The 23,172-nt window shown below is 74.4% G+C and carries 16 protein-coding genes; 13 read left to right on the top strand and 3 right to left on the bottom strand.

Translation table 11 applies throughout. From position 1 onward, the window contains the following. Positions 1-30 precede the first annotated feature (30 nt). Positions 31-2,502 (top strand): glycosyltransferase, encoded by a 2,472-nt coding sequence (locus tag A3CQ_RS0147290; RefSeq protein ID WP_020517991.1) that lies wholly within the window; start codon positions 31-33, stop codon positions 2,500-2,502. 35 nt (positions 2,503-2,537) lie between these two features. Next, entirely contained in the window at positions 2,538-3,542 is a 1,005-nt protein-coding gene (locus tag A3CQ_RS0147285) for a coiled-coil domain-containing protein (protein WP_020517990.1), read from the top strand. A 179-nt stretch (positions 3,543-3,721) separates the two neighbouring features. Here A3CQ_RS0147285 and A3CQ_RS56520 read toward each other — a convergent pair whose 3' ends face one another. Then, the gene (locus tag A3CQ_RS56520) at positions 3,722-6,091 is read right to left on the bottom strand and encodes a glycosyltransferase family 2 protein (protein ID WP_020517989.1); all 2,370 of its coding nucleotides are present in this window, start codon (positions 6,089-6,091) and stop codon (positions 3,722-3,724) included. A gap of 110 nt (positions 6,092-6,201) precedes the next feature. On the opposite strand from A3CQ_RS56520, the gene A3CQ_RS56515 reads away from it, so the two are divergent. The 4 genes from A3CQ_RS56515 to A3CQ_RS0147260 are packed head-to-tail and all read left to right on the top strand — an operon-like array spanning position 6,202 to position 11,430. Next, positions 6,202-8,220 (top strand): glycosyltransferase, encoded by a 2,019-nt coding sequence (locus tag A3CQ_RS56515; protein ID WP_020517988.1) that lies wholly within the window; start codon positions 6,202-6,204, stop codon positions 8,218-8,220. Further along, positions 8,204-8,806: a hypothetical protein gene (locus tag A3CQ_RS0147270; RefSeq protein ID WP_020517987.1), complete on the top strand. Its 603-nt coding sequence runs from the start codon at positions 8,204-8,206 to the stop codon at positions 8,804-8,806. The genes A3CQ_RS56515 and A3CQ_RS0147270 overlap by 17 nt, the downstream gene beginning before the upstream one ends. Positions 8,807-8,832: 26 nt before the next feature. After that, complete coding sequence (locus A3CQ_RS0147265; RefSeq protein WP_157297172.1) at positions 8,833-10,389, top strand: hypothetical protein; 1,557 nt, start codon at positions 8,833-8,835, stop codon at positions 10,387-10,389. A 24-nt stretch (positions 10,390-10,413) separates the two neighbouring features. Then, a complete protein-coding gene (locus A3CQ_RS0147260; protein WP_040434205.1) occupies positions 10,414-11,430 on the top strand; it encodes an O-methyltransferase in 1,017 nt (338 codons plus the stop codon). Here A3CQ_RS0147260 and A3CQ_RS0147255 read toward each other — a convergent pair. Then, on the bottom strand, positions 11,424-11,909 hold the full coding sequence (locus A3CQ_RS0147255; RefSeq protein ID WP_020517984.1) for a CAP domain-containing protein: 486 nt from the start codon (positions 11,907-11,909) through the stop codon (positions 11,424-11,426). The genes A3CQ_RS0147260 and A3CQ_RS0147255 overlap by 7 nt on opposite strands. Before the next feature lie 233 nt (positions 11,910-12,142). On the opposite strand from A3CQ_RS0147255, the gene A3CQ_RS0147250 reads away from it, so the two are divergent. From A3CQ_RS0147250 to A3CQ_RS58335, 3 genes are read left to right on the top strand one after another with little or no spacing between them, the layout of a single operon-like run. After that, positions 12,143-14,329: a hypothetical protein gene (locus A3CQ_RS0147250; RefSeq protein WP_020517983.1), complete on the top strand. Its 2,187-nt coding sequence runs from the start codon at positions 12,143-12,145 to the stop codon at positions 14,327-14,329. A 1-nt stretch (position 14,330) separates the two neighbouring features. After that, a complete protein-coding gene (locus tag A3CQ_RS0147245; RefSeq protein WP_020517982.1) occupies positions 14,331-15,005 on the top strand; it encodes a hypothetical protein in 675 nt (224 codons plus the stop codon). A 32-nt stretch (positions 15,006-15,037) separates the two neighbouring features. Further along, positions 15,038-16,402: an HNH endonuclease signature motif containing protein gene (locus tag A3CQ_RS58335; protein ID WP_020517981.1), complete on the top strand. Its 1,365-nt coding sequence runs from the start codon at positions 15,038-15,040 to the stop codon at positions 16,400-16,402. 75 nt (positions 16,403-16,477) lie between these two features. Here the strand turns inward: A3CQ_RS58335 and A3CQ_RS0147235 are convergent, their stop codons facing one another. Next, the gene (locus A3CQ_RS0147235; RefSeq protein ID WP_020517980.1) at positions 16,478-18,538 is read right to left on the bottom strand and encodes an acyltransferase family protein; all 2,061 of its coding nucleotides are present in this window, start codon (positions 18,536-18,538) and stop codon (positions 16,478-16,480) included. 55 nt (positions 18,539-18,593) lie between these two features. Between A3CQ_RS0147235 and A3CQ_RS0147230 the strand changes: the two genes are divergently transcribed. Genes A3CQ_RS0147230 through A3CQ_RS0147215 form a run of 4 tightly spaced genes read left to right on the top strand, consistent with a single transcriptional unit; the run spans position 18,594 to position 23,156 of the window. Continuing rightward, positions 18,594-20,171, top strand: a complete 1,578-nt coding sequence (locus tag A3CQ_RS0147230) for a hypothetical protein (RefSeq protein ID WP_020517979.1) — start codon at positions 18,594-18,596, stop codon at positions 20,169-20,171. After that, positions 20,168-21,133, top strand: a complete 966-nt coding sequence (locus A3CQ_RS0147225; RefSeq protein ID WP_020517978.1) for a glycosyltransferase family 2 protein — start codon at positions 20,168-20,170, stop codon at positions 21,131-21,133. Before A3CQ_RS0147230 ends, A3CQ_RS0147225 begins: the two co-directional genes overlap by 4 nt. Then, a complete protein-coding gene (locus A3CQ_RS0147220) occupies positions 21,130-22,779 on the top strand; it encodes a hypothetical protein (RefSeq protein ID WP_020517977.1) in 1,650 nt (549 codons plus the stop codon). Before A3CQ_RS0147225 ends, A3CQ_RS0147220 begins: the two co-directional genes overlap by 4 nt. Then, a complete protein-coding gene (locus tag A3CQ_RS0147215; RefSeq protein ID WP_020517976.1) occupies positions 22,776-23,156 on the top strand; it encodes a GtrA family protein in 381 nt (126 codons plus the stop codon). The genes A3CQ_RS0147220 and A3CQ_RS0147215 overlap by 4 nt, the downstream gene beginning before the upstream one ends. Positions 23,157-23,172: the final 16 nt, after the last annotated feature.

The raw sequence follows: 23,172 nt of genomic DNA, 5'->3' as shown, positions 1-23,172 counted from the left end.
CCAAAGCGGTCCAGAGACGTTGGTCGTGGCATGCGCGAGCCTCAACCCCCGGGCCTGCTGGACGATCACATCTTCTCGATCGGTCCCGGGTTGCGGCTGGCACTGACCGCCACCGTCACCCGCAACCGCTCGCTTCAGGCGCGGCAGTTGCAGGCCAGGGCCGCGCTCGGCGACGCCGCGAGCCTCGACGATCTGGTTGCCGCCGCGCGGGCCGGCGACCGGCGCCGGCTGCGCCGGATCCGGCGCAAGGTGAACCCACCGCTGCTGGCCGCCGTCGCGCAGACCTTCGCGCAGCAGGAGCTGCTGCCCACCGACCGGGCCGACGCGCTCGCCCTCTACGACCTGATCCGCCGGGCCGTCGGCGGCCGGGCGCTCAACCCGGCCAACCAGGCGCTGCACGTCCAGCTCACGCTGGCCGACGCCGGCCCCGAGCGGGCCCGCGAGCTGTTCCGCGGCTACCGCAAGATCAACGACCCGGCGCGGGCCTGCCTGCGTGCCGACCTGATCAACCCGTTCGTCGCGGACCGGCCGGTCGAGCCCTGGCTGCGGGCCTTCCAGGCGATGCTGCCGGCGCCCGGGCCGACGGTCGGCGACGGCGAGGGCGTGCCGTTCGACCGGCTGGCCGCGCCCGCCGTCGAGCGGGTCGAGGCCGCGCACCGGGTCTCGGTGGTGGTGACCTCCTACCGCCCGGACCGGGGGCTGATCACGGCGGTCCGCTCGATCCTGGCGCAGAGCTGGGCGAACACCGAGATCGTCATCGTCGACGACGCGTCGCCCCCGGAGTTCGACGAGGTGCTGCGGGCCGCGGCCGCGCTCGGCGACCGGATCCGGCTGGTGAAACTCGCGGTCAACTCCGGCACGTACGCGGCCCGCAACGCCGGCCTCGAGGCGGCGGGCGGGGAGTTCGCGGCGTTCCAGGACTCCGACGACTGGTCGCACCCGCGCCGGCTCGAGCTGCAGGTGCGGCCGATGCTCGACGACCGCCGGGTGGTCGCCACGACGTCGGACGGGATGGCCGTGACCGACCAGCTCATGCTCAGCCGCCCGGGGGTACGCAGCGGCCGGCTGAACCCGTCGTCGCTGGTGTTCCGGCGCAACGCGGTGATCGGCCGGGTCGGCTGGTTCGACCGGGTGCGCAAGGCCGCGGACAGCGAGTACATCGGGCGCATCCAGGCCGCGTTCGGGGCCCGGCGGGTGCGGCACCTCGACGCCCCGCCGCTCGCCCTCATCCGGCTGAGCGCGAACTCGCTGTCCCGCTCGGAGATCAAGCCGAACTGGATGCACCCGGCCCGGGTCGCGTACAGCTCGGCGTACCTGCGCTGGCACCAGCGGATCGCGGAGGGGACGGCGTCGCCGGTGCGGCCGGTCGACGGATCGGGCCGGCCGTTTCCGGCGCCCGGGCACCTGCGCGGCTCCGATCCCGAGCTGGTCACGGAGTACGACGTCGTGGTGGTCGCCGACTGGCGGTTCCTGGAGAGCGCGCAGCGGACCGCGCTCGACGAGATCGGGGCGCTGGTCGCGGCCGGCCTGCGGGTCGCGGTGCTGCAGCTGGAGTCGTACCGGGCGGTCTATCTCAAGCGGCAGCCGGTCTGCGCGGCGGTGCAGGACCTGATCAACGACGGGGTGATCGGCCGGGTCGGCATCCAGGAGCGGGTCGAGGCCGGGCTCGTGCTGGTGCGGCAGGCCTCGGTGCTGCAGTTCGCGGGCGGCCAGGCCAGCCGCACCCGGGGGCGGCGGGTGGTCGTGGTCGCCGACCGGGCGCCGCGCCGCTCCAACGGGACCGATCACCGGTACGTCCCGGAGACCTGCGCCGCGGCGGCGCGTGAGCTCTTCGGGGCGGACCCGATCTGGGTCGCCCAGGATCCGGGAGTGCGGGCTGCCCTGCGTACGGGAGAAGACCGGGACTTTCCCACCGCTCTGGCACCCGGCGGATGGGTCGCCCAGCGAGCCGGCGCCGCACCCGGACCGGCACTGGTCGGTACCGATCTCTGCGACGCCGCCGCCTGGCCGCCGGACGCCGCGGAGATCCTCGCCGTGTGCCGCCGCCTGCCCGAGGCCGACGTGCGGGTGCGGCTGCCCGACCGGCCGCGCGGCTCGCTCGACATCCCGATGCGCCGCACCTGGCTCGGCTACGAGGCCGGTGACCTCGGCCCCCGGGCGTTCCTCCACCAGCTCGACTTCTACCTGCACTTCCCGCCGCCGGAGAGCGCCGAGTGGTACTCACGACCGGCGCTGGAGGCGGCCGCCATGGGCTGCGTCGTGGTGATGCCGGAGCGGTACGCCGGGCTGTACGGTGACGCGGCGGTCTATTGCGGCCGATCCGAGGTGGCGGCGCTGGTCGCGCGGTATCGGGGCGACCCGGCCCTGTTCGCCGAGCAGAGCCGCCGGGGGCGGGCGGTGGTCGCCCGAGCGCATGACCCGGTCCAGGTGGTCGAACGGATCATGGAATGGCTTCCCGTAACGACGCTCGCGGCGGCTGCGTTACCGAAGGTGTGCCTTTAGTCGATTCCAGGGTGGCGGGCGGGGTGGTTGGACGGGTGAGATCGAAGCTCAAGCGGCTCATACGGGCCGCGCTTGGCCTCTCCCGTCGGCAGGTCGCAGGCCTGCTGGGTGCGGCCATCGTCGGCCTCGGCGTCGCGGTGGCCTCGGCCGCGGGCCGCGCCGCGCTCGCCACCAGCCTGCTCGCGTTGCTGCTGGTCGCCCTTCCGGCCGGGGTGGTCCACCTGTCCCGGCGGCTGGGCCGGGTCACCCGCGCCAACCGGGAAGCCGTCCGCGAGCTCCGGGTGCTCGTCGAGCAACTGCAACGCCGGGTGATCGCCGCGGTGGAGAAGGAGCGGCTCGCCGCCGGTGACCGGCACCTGGAGCTCACCGAGACGCTGTCGCGGGCCGAGCGGCTCACCGGCCGCGGCGCCGAGCTGCTGCTGCGCGAGCAGACCCGGGAGATCGAGGCGCTGTTCCAGCTCTTCCAGCAGGTGTCGCCGCGCGCGCCGATGCCGGCCGGCGGCTCGCTCAACCCGACCGACCTGCTCGGCCTGCACAACCTCGCGGTCGGGCGCCGGCCCGCGCTCACCGTGGTGCTCGGTGGGGCCGGGCCGGCGGCGGTCTGGCTGGGATACGCGCTGGCCGAGAGCGGCGGGCGGCTGGTCGTGGTCGAGCTGGACCAGGCTCGGGCCGAGGCGATCCGGGGCGCCCTGCACGAGCACGGCCTGGCCGCCGTCGAGGTGCGGCACGCTCCGCCGGCCGAGCTCACCGTGGACGGGCGGTCCGTCGACTGGTACGACGTCGACGCGCTCGACGGCCTCACCGGCATCGACCTGCTCGTGGTGGAGGGCGCGGACGCGGTGGCGCCGGCCCTGCACGTGCTGGGGCGACGGCTTGCCGACGGCGGCGCTGTGGTGGTGGAGGCGCCGACCCACGTCGCGCCGCGGCAGGGCGGTTTCGGGCTGACCGAGCAGCGCCGGGTCAGCGGCCGCTGGACGGTCCTGGCCCATCCGCAGTCACCCGCGGCGGCCGCCGGCAAACCCGCCGAGGCCGTCAAATAACAGCGAACCCGCCCCATCCGCGGTCGCCGGCCAGGGCCACCACATAAAAGCGACCCCGCCGCGGGGGACGGCGGGGTCGCGAGGCCGCGGGAGGCAGGGGTTTCTCCCGCGACCAGCCGGCGGGGACCGGCCGTTCTGCTGTCTGACGTCCGCAAAGATCGGTCGCCGGGGCGGCGGGTTTACGCCCGCGCCGGGTGCGCCTGGGTTGCCAGCCGGGCGGCGCGCTCGGCGTACAGCTCGTGGCCGTGGTGGCGGCGGACGAACTCGGGGCCGCGCGCCGCCTGGGCCCGCAGCGACGGCTTGTCCTCGTGCAGCATCCGCACGGTCTCCGGCACCTCGGCCGCCTCGCAGTAGACGGCGGCGTCCCCGAACGTGGCCGCGTACCGGTAGGGGAGCAGCACCACGCAGCCGGCCGCGAGCGCCGCCAGCAGGTCGGGCTCCGGGTCGGCGGGCGCCTCCGGCCGGGGCAGGTGCAGGTAGAAGTCGACCTGGTTGAGGAACGAGCGCAGGCTCACCTCGGCCGGGCCGTAGACGAGCCAGTCGCGGGGCGTGCCGGCCCGGCCGAACGAGCGCCCGGCGGTGCCGTCGGCGTCGAGCAGGCGTACGTCCACCCGCCCGCCGTCCGGCAGCTGGTCGCGCAGGCGCAGCCACTCGGCCCGGCCGCCCCGGCAGCGCCGGCCCACCACCGGACGGTCGGCCCGCGGCCCGCGCCGGTCGAGCCGCCACTGCCGCGGGTCGACCGTGCCCGGCAGGTCGAGCGCGGTGAGCTGGTCGGCCGGGGCGCTGTCGGCCAGCGGGTCCTCGGCGAGCGCGACGGTGAGCAGCCGGCGGCCGTCCGGCCCGGCCGGCGCCCACAGCGGCCGCCGGCCGAAGAGGCGGCGGCCGGCCGCCGCGGCCGAGCGCGAGACGGTCGCCGACTCGATCACCACGCGCTGGGCGCGGATGCCGCTCGGCAGGTCGGGCGCGTGTTGCAGCACCCGGGCCGTGCGGGCCACCACGAGCCGGGCCCGTACGTCGTCGGTGAGCTCGATCTGAGCGATCTCCCCGGAGTTGATCAGATCCTGGACGGCCGGGTCGAGGTTCATCGGGCCGCCGCGCAGGTTGGCCAGCACGTCCAGGTGCAGCAGGGCGGCCCGCAGACCCCGGTCGCGCAGGGCCCGCAGCTGACCGATGCCGGCCGTCCCCGCGCCGCCGGTCGTCGTCCAGTCGCCGGCGAGCACGACGTCGTACGCGCGGGGTCCGGTCTCGCCGCGGATCCGGCGCGGGGCCGCGAAGGCACGCGGGCTCCGGGCATCGGCGACGCCGGCCTTGACCTGGGTGTGCCAGGCCTGGAACGCGGAGAGGTACGAGCGCCGGGCCGGGTGCATCCAGCCGGGCCGGTAGTCGGCGCTGGAGAGCGAGTCGTCGCTCAGCCGGATCAGGGCCAGCGGCGCGCCGCCGAGGTGCTTGGTGGCGGCCCGGCCGAAGACCGCGCGGGCCCGCTCGACGTACTCGGCGTCGGCGCCCTTGCGGACCGGATCGAGGTGGCCGACCCGGTTGAGCGCGGCGGCCCGGCGGATCATCAGCGAGGAGAGGTTGTACGACCGGGTCAGCTCGAAGCCGGGCCGGGTGAGCACGAGGTCCGGCGTGACCCGCATGCCGGTCGAGGTGGTCGAGAAGATCGCGTCGTCGGCCAGCAGCGGCGCCACCTGCCGCTCCAGCCGCAGCGGGTGCGACCAGTCGTCGGCGTCCTGGAACGTGACGAAGTCGCCGGTCGCGGCGTCCAGCCCGGCGTTGCGGGCCACGTAGGTGCCGCCGTTCGCGACCATCCGGATCAGCCGCACCCGCGGGTCCAGCCCGGTGGCGGCCCGCAGGATCGGGTCGGACTCGACCGGCGAGCCGTCGTCGACCAGCAGGATCTCGTGGTTGGTCCAGGTCTGCGCGACCAGCGAGCGCACCGCGGTGAGCAGTTCCTGGCCGGGACGCCAGGTGGTGACGATCGTGGTGATCCGGGTGGGGTGGCCGATGCGCTGGGCGGCGCCGGTGACCAGCCGGTCGAGCGCGGGGCCGGTGCCCTCGGCGACCCGGCAGCCGGGGTGCGGCAGCAGCGCCGAGAAGTCCCATCGGCCCTGACCGCCGGCGTGCGGGTTGGCCAGGTCGAGTGTCACGGCCGTCCGGATCGGGTCGGCGATCCCGTCGTACTCGGCCAGGAGCATGGCGGCCAGGGTGCGGTCGCCGGCCGCGTACGCGAGCTGGCAGTGCAGCCCCTGGTGCTCGGGCGCGATCGTGCCGGCCCGCCGCAGCCGGGCCAGGATCCCCAGGGCCTCCGCCTGGTCGTCCGGGCGCAGGTCCTGCAGGGCGATGACCCGGGCGAGCTCGCCGGTCGCCCACGGATCCTCGCCGATCGCCCGCGGGCCTACGCCGGTCGTCCGCGGGCTTACGCCGGTCGTCCGCGGGTCTTCGGCGGCCGCTCCCGGGACGAAGGACGCCGCCGCGCGGGCGAGCGGCGCGCGGGCGGCGACCGATCGGGCCTGCAGGGCGGCCACGGCGAGCGGGTGCGGTTCCGGCATCGGGTCCTCCTTGGTCTCGCCGTTCTCAACGAAGGAGACTCGTCTCAACGACCGAGAGACTCGGGTGAATTGTCCGTATCGCCCCCTTGGTTCCTGTCGTTTGTCCTCGCGTGTCCCCGTACGACGTCGCCATCCTGTCCGACCTGCGATACCCGGGCGGCAATTCGGCGAGCATCGTCGCCGAGGTGCGCGCCCAGGCCGCGGCCGGACTGTCCACCGTGCTCGCCCACCTGCCGTCGCCGCACCTCAAGCACGCCCGGCCGTTCCAGAGCCGGATCGTCGCCTGCCTGCGGGACGGCCTCGCCGATCTCGCCCACGACGACGACTCGGAGATCACCGCCCGGGTGCTGCTGATCCGCCAGCCGCGGATCTTCACCGAGGAGCCGGCCGCCGTGCCCCGGATCCGGGCCGGGCACACGATCGTCGTGCTCAACCAGCCGCCCGGCGACGAGCGGCACGCCCAGTGCTACTACGTCTTCGACGAGGTGCGCGACCGGGTCGGCCGGCTCTTCGGCCGCGACGCGGTCTGGGCCCCGATCAGCACCCAGGTGCGCGACAACGTCCTGCAGGTCGCGCCCTCGGTCGCGCTGCCGGACACCGACTGGCACGAGATCATCGACGTCGCCGACTGGCACGTCGAGCACCGCCGGCCGCCGGGCGCCGTCCCGGTGCTCGGCCGGCACGGGCGTCCCGACCCGGTGAAATGGCCGCGCGATCCGGGTGAGCTGCTGCAGGCCTACCCGGACTCGCCCGACTTCAAGGTGCGGATCCTCGGCGGCGGGGAGATCGGCGTGCACCGCCTCGGCCGGCTGCCCCGCTCGTGGGAGGTCGTCGAGTTCGGCGCCGAGTCGCCGCGCGACTTCCTGGCCGGGCTCGACTTCTTCGTCTACTTCCACGACCCGGACTGGAAGGAGGCGTTCGGCCGTACCATCCTCGAGGCCATGGCCAGCGGGGTGCCGGTCATCGTCGGTCCGCATTTCCGGGCGATCTTCGGCGACGCGGCGGTCTACTGCGACCCGTCCGGCGTGCGCGAGGTGGTGCGGCGGCTGCATCGGGACCGGGAGGCGTACGACGCGCAGGTCGAGCGCGCCCGCCGGTTCGTCACCGACCAGTTCGGCAGCGCCTCGCACATCGCCCGGCTCGCCTCGCTCGGGGTGATGCCGCACGGCGCCCGGATCCCCTCCGTCGATCGTCGACCTGTCCGAATTATCAGGAAAAAAGAGCGCGTATTGCTCGTGGGCGACGACGTGGCCCGCTTCAAGGCCATCGCCCGGCGGCTGCCGAGCGGCCTGGAGGCGGTCGTGGTCGGCACCGCCAGCCTCGCCGAGGCGCACGCGGCCGGCCTGCTCACCGAGTACCTGCCCGGCGCCGGCGACCTCGGAGTGCCGCCCGCCCGCTGGCCCGGCTTCGTCCGTGACCGGCTGCGCCACCTGGTCGAGCTCTACCGCCCGCGGGCCGTGCTGGTCGGCGGCCTGCCGCACGACGGGATCCTCGGCGCGATCGAGGACAGCCCGGCGACCCGCTGGCTCTGGCTGCGCCCGGCCATGTGGCGGCGCGGCACCGGCGGCGAGTGGGCGCCCCGCGCGCTGTCCTTCGCCGGCATCCTCGAACCCGGCGAGTTCGCCGCGGCCGGCGACGAGGGCTGGACCACGACCGCCCGGCACGGCGTCTCCACCGTGGACCCGATCACCGACCTGCCGGCCCGGATCGCCCGGCGGGACGGCGACCACACCCTGCTCTGCCGCGGCGTCGAGGCCACGCTGCCCGGCTTCCGCCCGGTCGAGGCGTCCGCCGAGGAGCTGGGCGAGGTCACCGTGGCCGTCTCCCGGGCCGACTACACCGCCTTCCACGAGCTGATCGGCGCCCGGGTGCCGACCGTCTTCGTGCCCGATCCGGCGGCCGGGGACGACGAGCTGGCCCGGGCCCGGTTCGCGGCCGCGGCCGGGGTGGCCCGCTACGCCACCGACGACGAGGCGGCCGCCGTCGAACTGCAGCGGCTCACCGACCCGGCCGCCCGGGAGGCGCTCACCCGGCGCTGCGCCGAGCTCTCGTTCGGCAACGGCGCCGGCGACGCGGCCGCCTGGCTCGCCGGATTCTGCCGGGAGGTGAATCGTGCCGGAAGCCGATGACCTCGCGCTCGCCCGCTGGGAGGTGGCCACGCTCACCGGCCGGCTGCGCTCCCTCGAGGCCGAGCGGGACGCCGCCGTCGAGGAGCGGGACCGCCACCTGCGGCAGGTGACGGCCCTGCGCGGGAGCCGCGCGTACCGGATCGGGCGTGCCCTGGTCGAGCTCGCGCGCGATCCGTTCGGACTTGCCGGCCGGGCCGCCCGCCGGGTGCGCCACGGCCGGGTCCGGCCGCCGCGCCGACGCCCGCCGACCGGGCCGGTGCCGGCTCGCGTCTACGTCGCGGTCGGCCTCGAGCGGGACGCCGCGCAGGCGCTCGTGCGGGCACTGCGCCAGCGGATCGTCGTCGACGGCGATCATCTGCCGGTGGTGGTCACCGACGAGCCCGCGCTGCGCGGCCTGCAGGTGCCCGGCGTGGTGCTGGAGTACCTGCCCGGCCCCGAGACCTGGCGGCGGCACGACCCCGGCAGCGACTGGGAGGCGCTGTTGGCGGGCCGCGTCGCCCAGCTCTGCCGGGACCACCGTGCGGCCGGCGCGGTCGTGATCGACCCGCGGGACCCACCCACGCTCTCGCGCCTGCTGAGTAACTGACCGCCCGGGTTCTCGTTGGCCGCGTCATGACCGCTGTCGTGCCCAGGCCCCGCATCGCGATGCGCTTCGTCGTCGAGGGGCCGCCGATCGGGGCGCTGTGGCGGCGGGCGCTGCTGCGGGCCGCGCTCGTGCCGCTGGTGGTGCTGGCCCCGATCGTGGCGCTCGCGCCGACCGCCGACCACAAGTACAACGTCTACTGGCACGGCGGCCTGTTCCGGGACGACCCGTTGCGGATCGTCCCGCACACCCTCGACGCGCTGCCGGGCTACCTGCGCAACGGCAACTTCCGGCCGCTCGGGCGGATGCTGGAGAAGCTCGTCGACCTCGCGGCGTACACGCTGGGCGACATCGGGCTGCCCGCGAACGTCGGGCTGCGGGTGGTGTCGATCGCGGCGGCGATGCTGCTCGGGGTGACCGCGCTCGTGCTGGTCGAGGGTGTGGTGGGGCGCGGGCGCCTGTTCCGCTCGCCGCCGTCCACTGTGGCCGCTTCGGTGCCGTTCGCGATGGGTGCGGTGCTGGTGGCGGCCGGTCGTTCCAGCCCGGTCGTGCTGTTCGGCGGGCTCTACTTCACGACCGCCGCGCTCGTGCTGCTGGTGGCGACGGCGGTCGCGCGGACGGCGCGGGTCCGGCTCTGGCTGCTGCCGCCGTTGCTGGTGGCGGGCGCCGCGCTGGCCGCCTTCAACGAGCTCACCTATCTCGCGTTGCCGCTGGCCACGGTCGCGGCGGTGGCGCGCGGCCGGTGGGTGCTCGCCCGGACCTGGCGCGAGGTGCTGACCGGCGCGCCCATGCGGGCGCTGGCCGCGCTGTGGATCGGCTTTCTGCCGGTCTTCGTCGTGGTGCGGGTGGTGATCCAGCGCTACTGCGGCGCGGGCCCGTGCTACCACGGGTCCGAGGTCGCCGTCGGCTCCGCGGTGGCAAAGACGTTTCCCGTACGCCTGGTGGCGTGGTTCCCGCCGCTGGAGTGGCAGTCCGCCGTACGCGGTGGGGGCGCCCTGTCCGGCCTGGTCCTGGTGCTGGCGCTGGCCGCCCTCGCGATGCTCGCCTGGACCGCGGTCCGCGATCTGCGCCGCCTCGCCGCGGTCGACCGGCCGGCCGCCGGAGCCCTGGTCGTGGTGGCGTTCGCCCTGATCGCGCTCGGCGCCGGGCTGGCCTCGCTCAGCTCCGACGTGCAGCAGCTGGTGGCCGCGCACCGCTGGGGGCAGGGCTGGCGGGACACGGCGGTCGTCGCCCCCGGCGGCGCATTGCTGCTGGTCGCCGCCGCGCACCTGACCCGCCCGCGCCGGCTGCTGCTCGGCCTGCTGATCGCCGTGCTGGTGGCCGGGTCGGCGGTCTCGGCCACGGCCAACAAGCGCTTCCGGGACACGGTGATGGAGTCGCCGATCGCGCGGCTCGACGACCGGCTCGCCCAGGAGGTCGTCGATTTCGACCCGACACCGGCCGGCGCGGTCCGCCGCTGCGCCCTGCGCGACGAGTTCTTCGCGCTCAACCCCGGCGGGAAGAGTCTGGCCCGGCGCTTCGACACGTCCCTCGACACGGCCGCCCGGCAGCGGGCCGGGCAGCCGTTCTGTCCCGTAACCCGCTGAGGGCAAAGCCGTTGACTCGGTGTGATGATGAGCCGGTTGCGGAAACTCAACCGCCGTCAGGCGGCCCTGCTGGCCGCCGCGGCTGTCCTCTGCGGCGCCGTCGCCGGCGGCGCGCTGACCGGGCACCTCGGCTTCGCGCTCACGGTGCTCGGGGTCTTCCAGGCCGGCGTGGTCGCGGGCCTGCTGCTGCTCGCCCGCCGGCTGACCACGCTGCTCGCCGTTCAGCGCGCGGCCCAGCGGGACGTGCGGCACGTGCTCGACCAGACCCAGCGACGGCTGCTCGGCGCGGTCGAGGAGATGCTGCTCGCGGCCGGTGACCGGCACCGGGAGCTCACCGACACGCTGGCCGCCCAGCAGAAGGCCGCCGCCAACGGCACCGACCGGCTGCTGCGCGCGCAGACCGGCGAGGTGGAGGCGCTGGTGCAACTGTTCCAGGGCTTCACGCCGCGGGCGCCGATGCCGCCGTCGGGTGGGTTCGCGCTCAACCCCACCGACCTGCTCGACCTGCTCCAGCTGATCCGCACCCGGAAGCCGAAGCTGGTGCTGGAGCTGGGCAGCGGCACGTCCACGGTGTGGATCGCGTACGCGCTGGAGAAGGTCGGCGGCCGGCTGGTGTCGCTCGACCACGACCCGGCGTACGCCGAGAAGACGCGGGCCGCGCTGGCCGCGCACGGGCTCGTCGAGGTGGCCGAGGTGCGCGACGCCCCGCTGCGCCCGGTGCTGCTCGACGGCCGCAGCTTCCCCTGGTACGACATGGACGCGCTGGCCGACCTGCGCGAGGTGGACCTGCTGCTGATCGACGGGCCGCCGGAGAAGACCGGGCCGGACGCGCGCTACCCGGCCATGCGGGTGCTCGAGGACCGGCTGGCCGACGCCGCCACCGTGGTCTTCGACGACGCGCACCGGCAGGACGAGCGGGTCGCGCTGCGCAAGTGGGTGGAGACGATCGAGGGCCTCACCGAGGAAGGTGAGGCCCCGGGACGGCACGCGGTGCTGTCCTACCGGCGCATGGTCCGCCAGCTGACTCCCCAAGGTCAGTAGCCGAACTCCTGGGTGTAGTAGAGGTTCCCGCTCGCCGAGTAGACCGCGCCGACGCCGACCGTCGTCGCCTTGCAGTTGAGCAGGTTGGCGCGGTGCGGCGGGCTGGCCATCCACGCCTTCACGACGTCGACGCCGGTGCGGAAGCCGTACGCGATGTTCTCGCCGGCCGGGCGGGGGTAGTGAGCGGCCTTGACCCGGGCCGTGAAGGTCGAGCCACCGCTGCCGACGTGGCTGAACGAGCCGCTGCGGGCCATGTAGGTGCTCTGCACCCGAGCGGCGGCGGTGAGCCGCGCGTCGACGTGGACCGCCTTGCAGCCGTTGAGCTGGCGCTGCTTGTTGGTCAGGTAGGCGATGTCGCCCTGCAGCTTGGCCTCGCTCACCACCGCGGCGTTCGCCGGCGCGGCGACCATGACCAATCCGAGCAGGGTGGCGGGGATCGTCGCGATCAGGGCCAGACGCTTGGAGATCTTGGTACGCATCGAGTCGGACTGCCTTTCGGTGGTCGGCGCCCGGCTGCTACCGCCGGGTTCACCGACTCAGTTCGGCCCCGCTCGAGCCCGCTTGACCCGGCCACGGTTGCCTTGCCGGGGCCTCTGGGTTGCCGGACGGTTGGCTACCGCGGGTCGGGTGCGGGGCGGTTGCCGTCACGGTGCGTGCCGGTTTCTCGTTGACGTTGCGGGACCTGGCTGCGCCGAAAAAGGGAGATCCACTAGTGCCCGCGACCACCTACGACGTGGCGATCCTTTCGGACTTCCGGTATCCCGGCGGCACCTCGGCGAGCATCGCGGCGGAGGTGCATGCGCAGGCCGAGGCGGCCCTGTCCACGGTTCTCGTGCATGTGCCGTCGCCGCATCAGCCCAAGACGCTGCCGTTCAGCCCACGGATCAGCGACCTCCTGCGGGACGGGGTCGCCACGCTCGCCCGGGACGAGGAGCCCGTGCGGTGCCGGCTTCTCCTCGTACGGCAGCCTCGGATTTTCACCGAAGATCTGGCCGTGATCCCGCGCATCCAGGCCGAGCGCACGGTCATGGTGATCAACCAACCGCCCGGAGACGCCGGGAACCCGTTCCGCTACTACGACTTCGCGGCCGTCCGCGACCGGGTCCACCGCTACTTCGGCCCGCGCGTCGAGTGGGCGCCGATCAGCTCCCAGGTGCGCGACCAGGTGCGCCAGGTCGAGCCGGAGGCCCGCCTCGCCGACGCCGACTGGCACGAGATCATCGACGTCGCGCACTGGTGGCGCGACCGGGACGGCTTCGTCGGCGACGTCCCGGTGATCGGCCGGCACGGGCGCGCGGATCCGGTGAAGTGGCCGCTCGACCCTTCGGAGATCCAACGCGCGTATCCCGTCGAGGGCGACTTCCGGGTACGGGTGCTCGGCGGCGGTGAGATCGCCGTGCGCCGGCTCGGGCATCGGCCGGACAACTGGGACGTCGTCCCGTTCGGCGCCGAGTCGCCCGAGGAGTTCCTGCGCACCATCGACTTCTTCGTCTACTTCCACGACCCCGACCTGGTCGAGGCGTTCGGCCGGACCATCCTCGAGGCGATGGCCAGCGGCGTACCGGTGATCATCGGTGAGCACTTCCGGCCCACCTTCGCCGACGCCGCGCTCTACGCCACGCCGTCCGGTGTGGCCGGGCTGGTCCGCGAGCTGTACGCCGATCCGGCCCGGTACCGCGCGGTGGCCGGGCGGGCCCGCGAGTTCGCCGAGCAGCGCTACGGCCACCAGTCGCACCTGGCCCGCCTCGCCGGCTTCGGCATCCGCCCGCGGATCTCGCCCGCCCCGGGTTCGGCGGGAGTGGGCTCCGGCGGCGCCGCGGCCACCCGCCGGGTGCTGATGGTCAGCGACAACGGCGCCGGGATGGGCCACCTCTCCCGGCTCATGGCGATCGCCCGCCGCCTGCCCGCCGACCACACCGCGGTCATCGCCACCCAGTCGTACGCGGCCTCGGTCGCCCACGGCGAGGGCTTCCTCACCGAGTACATCCCGTCCCGGAAGGTCCTGCAGGCCGCGCAGCCGCGCTGGACCGCGCTGCTGCGCGACCGCCTGGCGCATCTCATCGACCTGCACGAGCCGGCCGTCGTCGCCGTCGACTGCCTGCCGCACGCCGGGATCGTCGAGGCCGTCCGCGACCACCCCGGGCTCATCTGGGTCTGGGTGCGGCGGGCCATGTGGCAGCGCGGCGTCGGCGCCGACTGGATCACCGAGGGCAAGGTCTTCGACCACGTGCTCGAGCCCGGCGAGTTCGCGGCCGTCGTCGACGAGGGCCCGACGGTCGCCGACCGGGCGTCCGCCGTGCAGGTCGAGCCGATCACGTTCCTCGACGCGAGCGAGCTGCTCGCCCGGGACGCCGCCCGGGCCGGGCTCGGCCTCGACGACCGGCCGGCCGCGCTGATCCAGCTCGGCGCCGGGAACATCAACGACATCTCCTCGCCGGTCGCCCGGATCTGTCGGCACCTCGGCGAGCGCGGCTTCCAGCTGGTGCTGGCGGAGTCGACGATCGCCACCGCGCCGCTGCCCCGGATCGCCGGCGTCCGGGTGGTCAAGCTCTACCCGGTGAGCCGCTACCTGCGCGCCTTCGACCTCACGGTCAGCGCGGCCGGGTACAACTCGTTCCATGAGCAGCTCGGCTTCGCGATCCCCACGGTGTTCCTGCCCAACGCCGCGACCCGCCTCGACGACCAGGTCGGCCGGGCCCGGTTCGCGGCGGCCACCGGGGTGGCGCTGACCGTCGAGGACCCGTCGACCAGGGAGCTCGAGGAGGTGCTCGACCAGGCGGCGCGCCCCGAGGTGCGGGCCGGGCTCGCGCACCGCTGCCGGGAGCTGGCATTCGAGAACGGCGGCGGCGCCGCCGCCGCGTGGCTGAGCGGGCTGCGTTCCCGCCGACACGGAGGCTGACGTGAGCGACCTCAAGGTGCCCGCCCGCCGGGTGGTGCTGGACGCGCCCGAGCGGGCCCGCTGGGAGCTGGCCGCGATGGCCGGCCGGATGCGCTCGCTCGAGGCGCGGCTGGCCGAGGAGCAGGAGAACGCCGAGGCGGCGCGCAAGGAGCGCGACCGCGAGCGCAAGCGTCTGGAACGGCTTCGGGACAGCGAGTCCTACCGGCTCGGGTACGGGCTGGTGTCGCTGGTCAAGGACCCGGTGCACACGGTGCCGCGGCTGACCCGGGCCGTGCTGCGGCGGATACGCCGGCGCCGGCCGGCCGGGCGTCCCGCGGGCGTGCGCCGGGCGCCGGCCGCCGCGCAGCGTCCACCCGCCCGTCTGTACGTGGCGATCGGGCTGGACATCGTGGCGGTCCGCGATTTCGTGCTGACCCTGCGGCAGCGGCTGCTGGTCAACCCGGACCACCGCCCGGTGGTGGTGACCGACTGCCCGTCGTTCGCGCTGCTGCGCGACCTAGGGGTCCTGATCGAGTACCTGCCGGACCGCGCCACCTGGGAACGGCACCGGCCGGACCGCCCCTGGGACGACGTCCTGTCGCAGCGGCTGACCCGCCTCTACCGCGACCACGACACGGCCCGCACGATCATCGTCGACCGCGACCAGCCACCCACCCTGGCCGATCTTCTGCGCTGATTTTTGTCGTACGCATGTTCGATACTTGAGGCATGCTCGACGCGGTGCGGCACTGGGGTGAGGAAGCGGCCAAGGCCGCCGACTCTCCACTGTGGCCGCTGCCCGACGCCGAGGTGCTCGATCTCCTGCGTGCGGTTCACCGGTTGCAGCAGGCGAGCGCCGCCCTGCAGCTCTGTGTCATCCGCGAGGCCGCGGCTCGAGGCTTCCCGGCCAAGCACGGCCACCGCACCGTCCCCGGCTGGCTGCGTGACCATCTGCGGCTCGACCCGCAGCCGGCCCGCGACCTGGCCCTCGCCGCGACCGCCCTGCACTCCCGCCCGGCCGTCGAGCAGGCGCTGCGCGACGGCCTGCTCGACCTGCGCCAGGCCACCGTGATAGCCAAGGCGGTCAACGCGGTCCCCGCCATCCTCAACGACCTGCAAGCCGAGGCGCGGTCCGACTCGGCCGAGACCGCGGAGGCGGGTGCCGCGGCCTGGCTGGCGGCGCGCGGCAGCGGCGGCGATCAGGCGCACCTGGAGCCTGTTGCCCTCGCCGAGCGGGCGGAGTCCACGCTGATTGGCATGGCGGCGCAGTTCCCGGCCTACCAGTTGCGCAAGCTAGGCGACCGGATCCTGGCCCACGTAGCCCCGGAGATAGCCGACCTGGCCGACGAAGCAGCCCTGCGACGCTTCGAGGCCCGCGCCCGCCGCCACCGTTTCTTCACCCTCTCCATGCCGGTCGACGGCGTGGTCCGAGTCTCCGGCGCGCTCGGCGTCGAGGACGCCGCCATCGTGACCGCCGCTTTGCAGCCGCTGTCCGGCCCGGTCCCTGACGACAACCGTTCGTTCCCGCAGCGCCGCGCCGACGCCCTGATCGACGTGTGCCGCCTGGCGCTGCGCACCGGTGAGCTTCCCCACGACGGCGGTGAACCACCTCAGCTGGCAGTCACGGTCCGCTTCGACCCACTCGCCGCTCGGCTGGGCGCCAGCCCGGGCGTTCTGCCCGACGGCGAGCGGATCTCGGCCGCGACTGCCCGACGGCTGGCGTGTGATGCTCGCATCCTGCCGCTGGTTCTGGGCGGCGCCTCCCAAGTGCTCGACGCCGGGCGCAGCCGACGCCTCGTCCATGGCCCACTCCGGCGGGCGCTGACCGTGCGCGACGGCGGCTGTGCCTTCCCCGGCTGTGACCGGCCGGCCCGCTGGTGCGACGCCCATCATCTGCGCTCCTGGTCCGACGGCGGTCGCACCGATCTCGACAATCTGGTGCTGCTCTGCCGCCACCATCACCGGCTGCTGCACGCCCCGGCCGGCGGCTGGCGGGCCAAGCTCGGCCCCGACCGGCTCCCGACCTTCGTGCCCCCGCCTTGGATCGACGCGCAGCAGCGCCCCCGCCGCAACCTCTTCCACCCGCGGACGTAGGCCACCACTTCGCTTCCCGCGGGGCTTGGTGAACACCTTCACGCCACCTCGGCTTTGCCGCCTGCCAACGACTGGTCAGTGGTCTCCTAGTCGCGCCCCGAGCAGAGGTGCCAGCGCCAGCGCGTACGTCGTGGTCATGTGGTTGGAATCTCGGTAGACGAGGAGGTTGCCGATCACGGCGGGGCAGGCGTCGGTGCAGAACCAGGCGGTCGGGTCGATGACGCCCGCGTGTGCGAGGACGACCGCTCGTTGCTCCGGGCCACGAACCGTGGATCGGAGGCTGCGGGTGCAGTGGGCGGCGTGGCCGGCGTTCGCGGGCTCGGCGAGGCACTCGGGCACCGAGCCGCCCATGTACGGCGTGTCGGCGATCGCCGTCACGCGCGCGCCGCCGGCGCTCAGCTGGGCGAAGGTTCGGTCCCAGGCGGCCCGCCACTGTGCGCTCAGGTCGGCCTCGGGGTGCGCGGGGCGGTAGTTGAAGCTCGAGCCGACCACCACGAGGCTCGGGTGCAGGCGGCCGATCCGGGCGAGCGCCGAGCGGTGGAACGCGGTGCACTCGGTGTATTCGCGCTTGAGCGTGTCGTGCCAGAGCGGCAGGTCGGCCGCGGAGCAGGAGCTCTTGGTCAGTTCGACCAGCCGCCAGTGCCGGTCGGTGGCGAGCCGTTCCATCGCCGGGAACCACTGCGCGGCGTGCGAGTCGCCGTAGAGGACGACCGTCCGTGTGCCGGCCGGATCGCCGTAGAAGCAGCCCTCGGGCGCCGTCGTGACCGGCACGTCGGCGTGGCAGCCGCCGGTCCACACCTTCGGTCGGTCGCGGGCGGCCTTCGTGAGCGCCGGGGTCAGGTTCGCCGGCAGCGGGCCCATCCGGCGGGCGGCGTCGATCGCCCTGGTGAGGTCCTGCTCGGCGTGGCTGGACGTGGCGAGCGTCCGGCGGAGGTCGGCACGGCGGGCGCCCGCGGGCACGGCATGTGGCAGCAGCGCCAGGAGCACGGCGACGGCGGCCACGGTTGCGGAGAGAGCGGCGCCGAGGCTCAGGCCGCGCCACGCCTTGGCCCGCAGCGCGCGCCGGTGCCGCAGCGGGTTCTCCACCCAGCGGTAGGTGGCCCCGGCCAGGACGAGCGCGAGCAGCGCCTTCGCCACGCCGTTGCCGATCGGGACGATCAGCAGGACCGGCCAATGCCAGAGGTACCAGCTGTACGAGAGGCGGCCGACGGTCTGCATCGGACGAAGCTCCAGGAGGCGGTTGCCGCCCGCCGCGATCACCGCCACCGCGCCGGCGACCGGGAGGGCGGCATGCCAGCCGGGGTAGGCGGTGGCGTCGTCGTACGTGATCGCGGCAGTCAAGATCGCGGCGAGCCCGATCCAGCCGAGCCCGATCCAGCCGAGCGTTCGGGGGATTTTGGTGAGTCGTGCCGCGCCCAACGCGACCAGCGCGCCCGCGCCCAGCTCCCACGCCCGGGTGTGCGGCCCGAAATAGGCCCATGACGCCGAGCGGGCGGTCTCGGTGACGCTCAGCGCGAACGACGCGACCACCAGGACGGCCAGCACCGCCGCGAGCGGCCGGCGTCGCCGCCACAGGTGCGCGGCGGCCAGGATCAGCAGCGGCCAGACCAGGTAGAACTGCTCCTCGACGGCGAGCGACCAGAAATGCTGGAACGGCGAGGGCTGCTGGTCGGCGCTCAGGTAGTCGGTGCCGATCGCCGCGAAGCGCAGGTTCGCGACGTAACCGGTGGCCGAAAGCGCGTCCTTGCAGTACTCGCCGAGCCGCACCGTGGGCAGCAGGAAGCGGGCGGCGACCAGCGTGCTCACCAGCACTACCGCGGCCGCCGGGAGAAGGCGTACGGCCCGACGGCAGTAGAACCGGGCCACCGAGATGCGCCCGGTGCGCTCCGCCTCCCGCAGCAGGAGGGACGTGATCAGGAACCCGGAAATGACGAAGAAGACGTCCACCCCGACATAGCCGCCGGCCAGTAGGGGCACCCCGGCGTGCGCGGCCACGACCAGCAGCACGGCTACCGCGCGCAGCCCCTCGATGTCCGGCCGGAAGCCGCCCTCGCCGGGCCGGACCGCGACCGGCAGCGGATCACGCTGACTGGGCAGCAGGCGGGCGGGGGAATCCAGGGCCGCTACGTTGCGCACCCTGAACCCAACGCCCGTTTCGCAACTTTCGACTCGGTGCGGTCGTTGCTTTTTCGTGACCGCCGAGATCGTCGCCGCACCGCCGGGCCCCGGGCCGCACCAGGCTCGCCCGGCGGCCGTGCCCGCGCCGGTACGGCCGGGGCCGCGCCGGCCGTGGCGAGCGCTTCTGTGGCGCTGTCTGCTCGCGCCGGTCGTGGTGCTCGCGCCGCTGGTCACGCTCACCCTGTCGGCCGATCACCGGTTCAACATCTACAACAACGGCGGCCTGTACGCCGAACGACCGTGGCGGCTGCTCGAGGCGGCCGTCACCTCGGTCCCCGAGTACCTCGATCGCGGCAACTTCCGTCCGCTCGGCCGGGTGCTCGAGTGGTCGCTGGACGTGGGCGCGTTCGCGCTCACCGCGCTGTTCGGCTTGCCGGTCACGATCGGGCTGCGGGTCATCTCGTTCCTGGCCGCGATCCTGCTCACCGTCGCGGCCGTGGTGCTCGTCGAGGCGGTGATCGCGCGGCGGCAGCGGCTGTTCGCGGGCCCGCCCTCGGTGACCGCCGCCCTGCTGCCGTTCGCGATCGCGACCGGGCTGGTGGCGGCCGGCCGGCTCAGTACGACCGTGCTGTTCGGCGGGCTCTACCTGACCACCAGCGCGCTCGTGCTCGGCGTCGCCGCGTGGGCCTGCCGGGCCCGGCGCGCGGGTCTGCTCGCGGTGCTGGCCGGGGCGGCGCTGGCGGCGTTCAACGAGCTAGCGTACGTGGCCGTCCCGCTAGCCGCCGTGGCGGTGCTGCTGCGCGGCCGGGTCGTGCTCGGCCTCGACTGGAAGCGGGTGCTGCGCGGGACCTCGGCGCGCTTCGCCGGTCTGCTCTGGGTCGGCTTCCTGCCGGTGTTCGTGCCGGTGCGGCTGATCATCCGGCAGAGGTGCGCCGGCGGCGGGTGCTACGTGGGTTCGGACATCGCGTACGGCGGAGTGGCCGGCGCCCTGCCCGACCGGATGGTCTCCTGGCTGCCGCCGCTGATGTGGTCGCAAGCCACCGGCGGTGGGCGCCCGCATCTGGCCGCCGCGGTCCCGGCGCTCGCCCTGCTCGCGCTCGCGGCGCTGGCCTGGCGCGCGTTGCGCGGGCTGCGCGAGCTGCCCACCCTCGACCGGCGGCAGGCGGTCGCGCTGGCCGGGGTCGCGGTCGCCCTGCTCGTGCTGGCCGGCACGGTCGCCGCGCTCAACGCCGATGTGCAGGCGCTGGCCGGCCGGGGCGTCTGGGGGCAGGGCTGGCGGGACAGCGGGCTCACCACGGTCGCCGGGAGCGTCCTGGTGCTCGCCCTGTGGCGGCGGTTCGTCGTGGTCGCGCTGGTCCTGTTCGTGCTCGCCGGCACGGTCTCGACGGCGGCCAACAAGGACTTCCGGGACTCCGCCGGCGGTGGCCGGTTCCCGTACCTCTATGACCGGATCGCGCAGGAGGTGGCCGGCTTCGACCGGACACCGGCCGGCGACGCCCGCCGCTGCGTCCTGCGCGACGACTTCATCCAGACCTCGACCGCCAACCACCACGGCGTGGACCGGCGGGAAGTGGAGCGCTTCGACATGAGCCTCGACCGGGCCGGCCGGCTGCTGGCCGGCAGCCGCTTCTGCAGTCGGGCGCCGAAGTGAGTGCGCTCGTGTCGGTGGTGGCGCCGATCTACAACGAGGGGCCGGGCGTCGACCGCTTCGTGCGCCGGCTCGGCCAGGTGCTCGGCGAGGCCGGTCTGCGGTACGAGCTCGTGCTGGTCGACGACGGCTCGGGCGACGACTCGTGGGACCGCATCGTCCAGCACGCGCTCGCCGACGACCGGGTATGCGGCATCCAGCTGTCCCGCAACTTCGGCAAGGAACCGGCCGTCCTCGCCGGGCTCGAGCACGCGGCCGGCGACGCGGTCGTGGTCATCGACTCCGACCTGCAGCACCCGCCGTCGGCCATCCCGGCCATGGTGCAGCGCTGGCGGGACGGCGCGCACGTGGTCGAGGCGGTCAAGCGCAACCGCACCGGGCAGGGCGTGATCGGCCGGCTCGGCGGCAAGCTGTTCAACCGGGCGTTCACCGGGCTCACCAAGGTCGACCTGGTCAACGCCACCGACTTCCGGCTGCTCAGCCGCCCGGCGCTGGACGCGCTGCTGCGGCTGCCGGAGCACTCCTCGTTCTTCCGGGGCACGTCGAGCTGGATCGGCTTCCGGCGCGCGAGCATCGAGGTCGACATCGACCACCGCGAGGGCGGCGCGTCCCGCTGGACGTTCCGCTCGCTGTTCCGGCTCGCGGTCAATGGGCTCACCTCGTTCACCTCGGCCCCGCTGCATCTGGTGACGCTGGGCGGGCTGGCCTTCGCGGCGTTCGCGGTGGTGCTCGGCGCGCAGACGCTGATCCGCTGGCTGCGCGGCGGGTCGGTGGCCGGCTTTCCAACGGTCATCCTGCTGCTGTTGGTGATGGGCACCTTCCTGCTGCTCGGACTGGGCGTGATCGGGGAGTACCTGGCCCGCATCCACGAGGAGGTCCGGGCCCGGCCGCGCTACCTGGTGCAGGAGAAGTCGGCACGCGCGGTCGCCGAGGTGCCCGAGCAGCTGGTGCCGGAGCGGAAATGACCGAGGTCCTCGACCAGCCGGTCGCGTCGCGGGTGAGCGGCCGGGCCTGGCGGCGGGTCTTCCTGCGCTGCCTGGGCGTGCCGCTGGTGGTGACCGCGCCGCTGCTCTACCTCGTCCCCGACGCCGACCACCGGTACAACGTCTATTGGCACGGCTCGCTCGTGCAGGACCGTCCCTGGCGTCTGATCACCGAGAACCTGCGGACCGTGCCGATGTACATCGGCTTCGGCAACTTCCGTCCGCTGGGCCGGATGGCGGAATGGTCGGCCGACACTCTCGCGTACGTCATCGCCGAGGTCACCCATCTCCCGGTGCAGGTCGGCCTGCGGCTGGTGTCGGCACTCGCCGCCGCCGTGCTGGCCGCGGCCGCGGTGGTCTTCGCCGAGGCCGTCACCGGTCGCGGCCGGATGTTCGCCGGTCCGCCGGCGCGCACGATCGCCCTGCTGCCGTTCGCGTTCGGCGGCTGCCTGGTCGCCGCCGGCCGGCTGAGCAACACCGTGCTCTTCGGCGGGCTCTACTTCCTCTCCGCGGCGCTCGTGCTCCTCGTCGCCGCCTGGGTCTGCCGAGGCCCGCGCCTCGGCGTGCTCGTGGTGGCGGCGGGCGCCGTGCTTGCCGTCTTCAACGAGGTGGCCGCGATCGGGCCGCCGCTGGCCACGGCGGCGGTGCTGGCCCGGGGTGGCCCGAGCCGGCTGCGGCCCGCACTGCTGGTCTGGCTCGGCTTTCTGCCGGTCTTCGTGCCGGTCCGCGTCCTGCTGTTCCTGGCCTGCCGGGAGGGCGGCTGTTACGGCAACTCCGACGTCGTGTTCGGCTCGGGCGTCGGCGGCGCGCTGGCCAACCGGCTCACCGCGTGGCTGCCCCCGCTGCAGTGGGGCGAGGCGCTGCGGGAGGCCGGGCCGGTCGGCGGGGTCGGGGTCGGCGCCGCGGCGGTGGCGCTGGCGGTTCTGGCGGCCCGGCTCTTCGCCGAGCTGCCGCGGCTGCCCGGGATCGACCGGTCGCAGGCCGTCCGGCTGGCCGTCGCCGGCGGCTCGGCACTGCTGTTCGGGGCGCTGCTCGGCTCGATCAACGCGCAGACCCAGGCGCTCGCGGCCCACGGCCGGTGGGGGCTGGGCTGGCGGGACAGCGGAATCACCGCGGCCGGCGGCTGCCTGCTGCTGGCCGGCCTGCTCGCCCTCGCCGCGACGGCGCGCACGTCAGGGGACGCGGCCAGGGTTCGGCGGATGCCGTTGGCGGCGGGGCTGTCGGCAGTGGGGCTGTCGGCGCCAGGCCTGCCGGATGCGGGGCTGTCGGCGGCGGGCCTGCCGGAGGTGTCGCGCGCCGCCGTGGCGCGGGCTGCGCTCGTCGCGTTCGTGCTGGCCGGGGCCGGGACGGCGACGGTCAACCAGGCGTACGCGGTCGGCAGCAATCGGCTGCCGTACGCCGTCCTCACCGGCGCGATCGCCGCCGAGGTGGCCCAGTTCGACGCGACGCCGGCCGGGAACAGCCGCCGGTGCGAGCTGCTCCGGCAGTTCGGCGACAGTCTGCGGGCGATGCCGTACTCACGTTTCGCCGAGGGCGAGCTGCCCGGCACGCACAGCCCGGCCGAGCGGATGTCGGTCACGGCGTCGATGGCGACCGAGCAGATGTACGGGCGGCCGTTCTGCTCATGATCGCCCGGCTTCTGCGTTACGCCGTCAGCGGCGGTGCCAGCGCGCTGACCCACTTCGGCATCGGCCTGGCGTTGGCCGAGGGCATGCACGTACGCCCGGTCGCGGCGTCGGCGACCGGGTTCGCGGCGAGCGTCGTCGTCTCGTACGTGATGCAACATGCCTGGGTCTTTCGTTCGACCACCGGTCACGCGGTGGCCGGGAGCAAGTTCCTGACCGTGACCGCCGCCGCGTTCGCGCTGAACACCTTGGTGCTTTGGCTCGGCACGGAGGTGCTGACCGCGCCCTATCCGCTGGTGCAGGCGGTGGCGCTGGTCGCGATCCCGGTGCTGAACTACACGCTGAACTCCCGCTGGACCTTCCGCGACCGCTTGACCTGAGGGCCGTCGCGGCGTT

Source organism: Paractinoplanes globisporus DSM 43857, from assembly GCF_000379645.1.
GTDB lineage: Bacteria > Actinomycetota > Actinomycetes > Mycobacteriales > Micromonosporaceae > Actinoplanes > Actinoplanes globisporus.
The sequence above is the reverse complement of the archived record's forward strand: the minus strand, read 5'-3'. Positions and strand labels throughout refer to the sequence as shown.

Excerpts from the sequence above, each read along its gene's own strand:
- A3CQ_RS0147290 (WP_020517991.1), top strand. The coding sequence starts at position 31 with ATGCGCGAGCCTCAACCCCCGGGCCTGCTGGACGATCACATCTTCTCG.
- A3CQ_RS56520 (WP_020517989.1), bottom strand. The coding sequence starts at position 6,091 with ATGCCGGAACCGCACCCGCTCGCCGTGGCCGCCCTGCAGGCCCGATCG.
- A3CQ_RS0147265 (WP_157297172.1), top strand. The coding sequence starts at position 8,833 with ATGACCGCTGTCGTGCCCAGGCCCCGCATCGCGATGCGCTTCGTCGTC.
- A3CQ_RS0147260 (WP_040434205.1), top strand. The coding sequence starts at position 10,414 with ATGATGAGCCGGTTGCGGAAACTCAACCGCCGTCAGGCGGCCCTGCTG.
- A3CQ_RS0147255 (WP_020517984.1), bottom strand. The coding sequence starts at position 11,909 with ATGCGTACCAAGATCTCCAAGCGTCTGGCCCTGATCGCGACGATCCCC.
- A3CQ_RS58335 (WP_020517981.1), top strand. The coding sequence starts at position 15,038 with ATGCTCGACGCGGTGCGGCACTGGGGTGAGGAAGCGGCCAAGGCCGCC.
- A3CQ_RS0147220 (WP_020517977.1), top strand. The coding sequence starts at position 21,130 with ATGACCGAGGTCCTCGACCAGCCGGTCGCGTCGCGGGTGAGCGGCCGG.
- A3CQ_RS0147215 (WP_020517976.1), top strand. The coding sequence starts at position 22,776 with ATGATCGCCCGGCTTCTGCGTTACGCCGTCAGCGGCGGTGCCAGCGCG.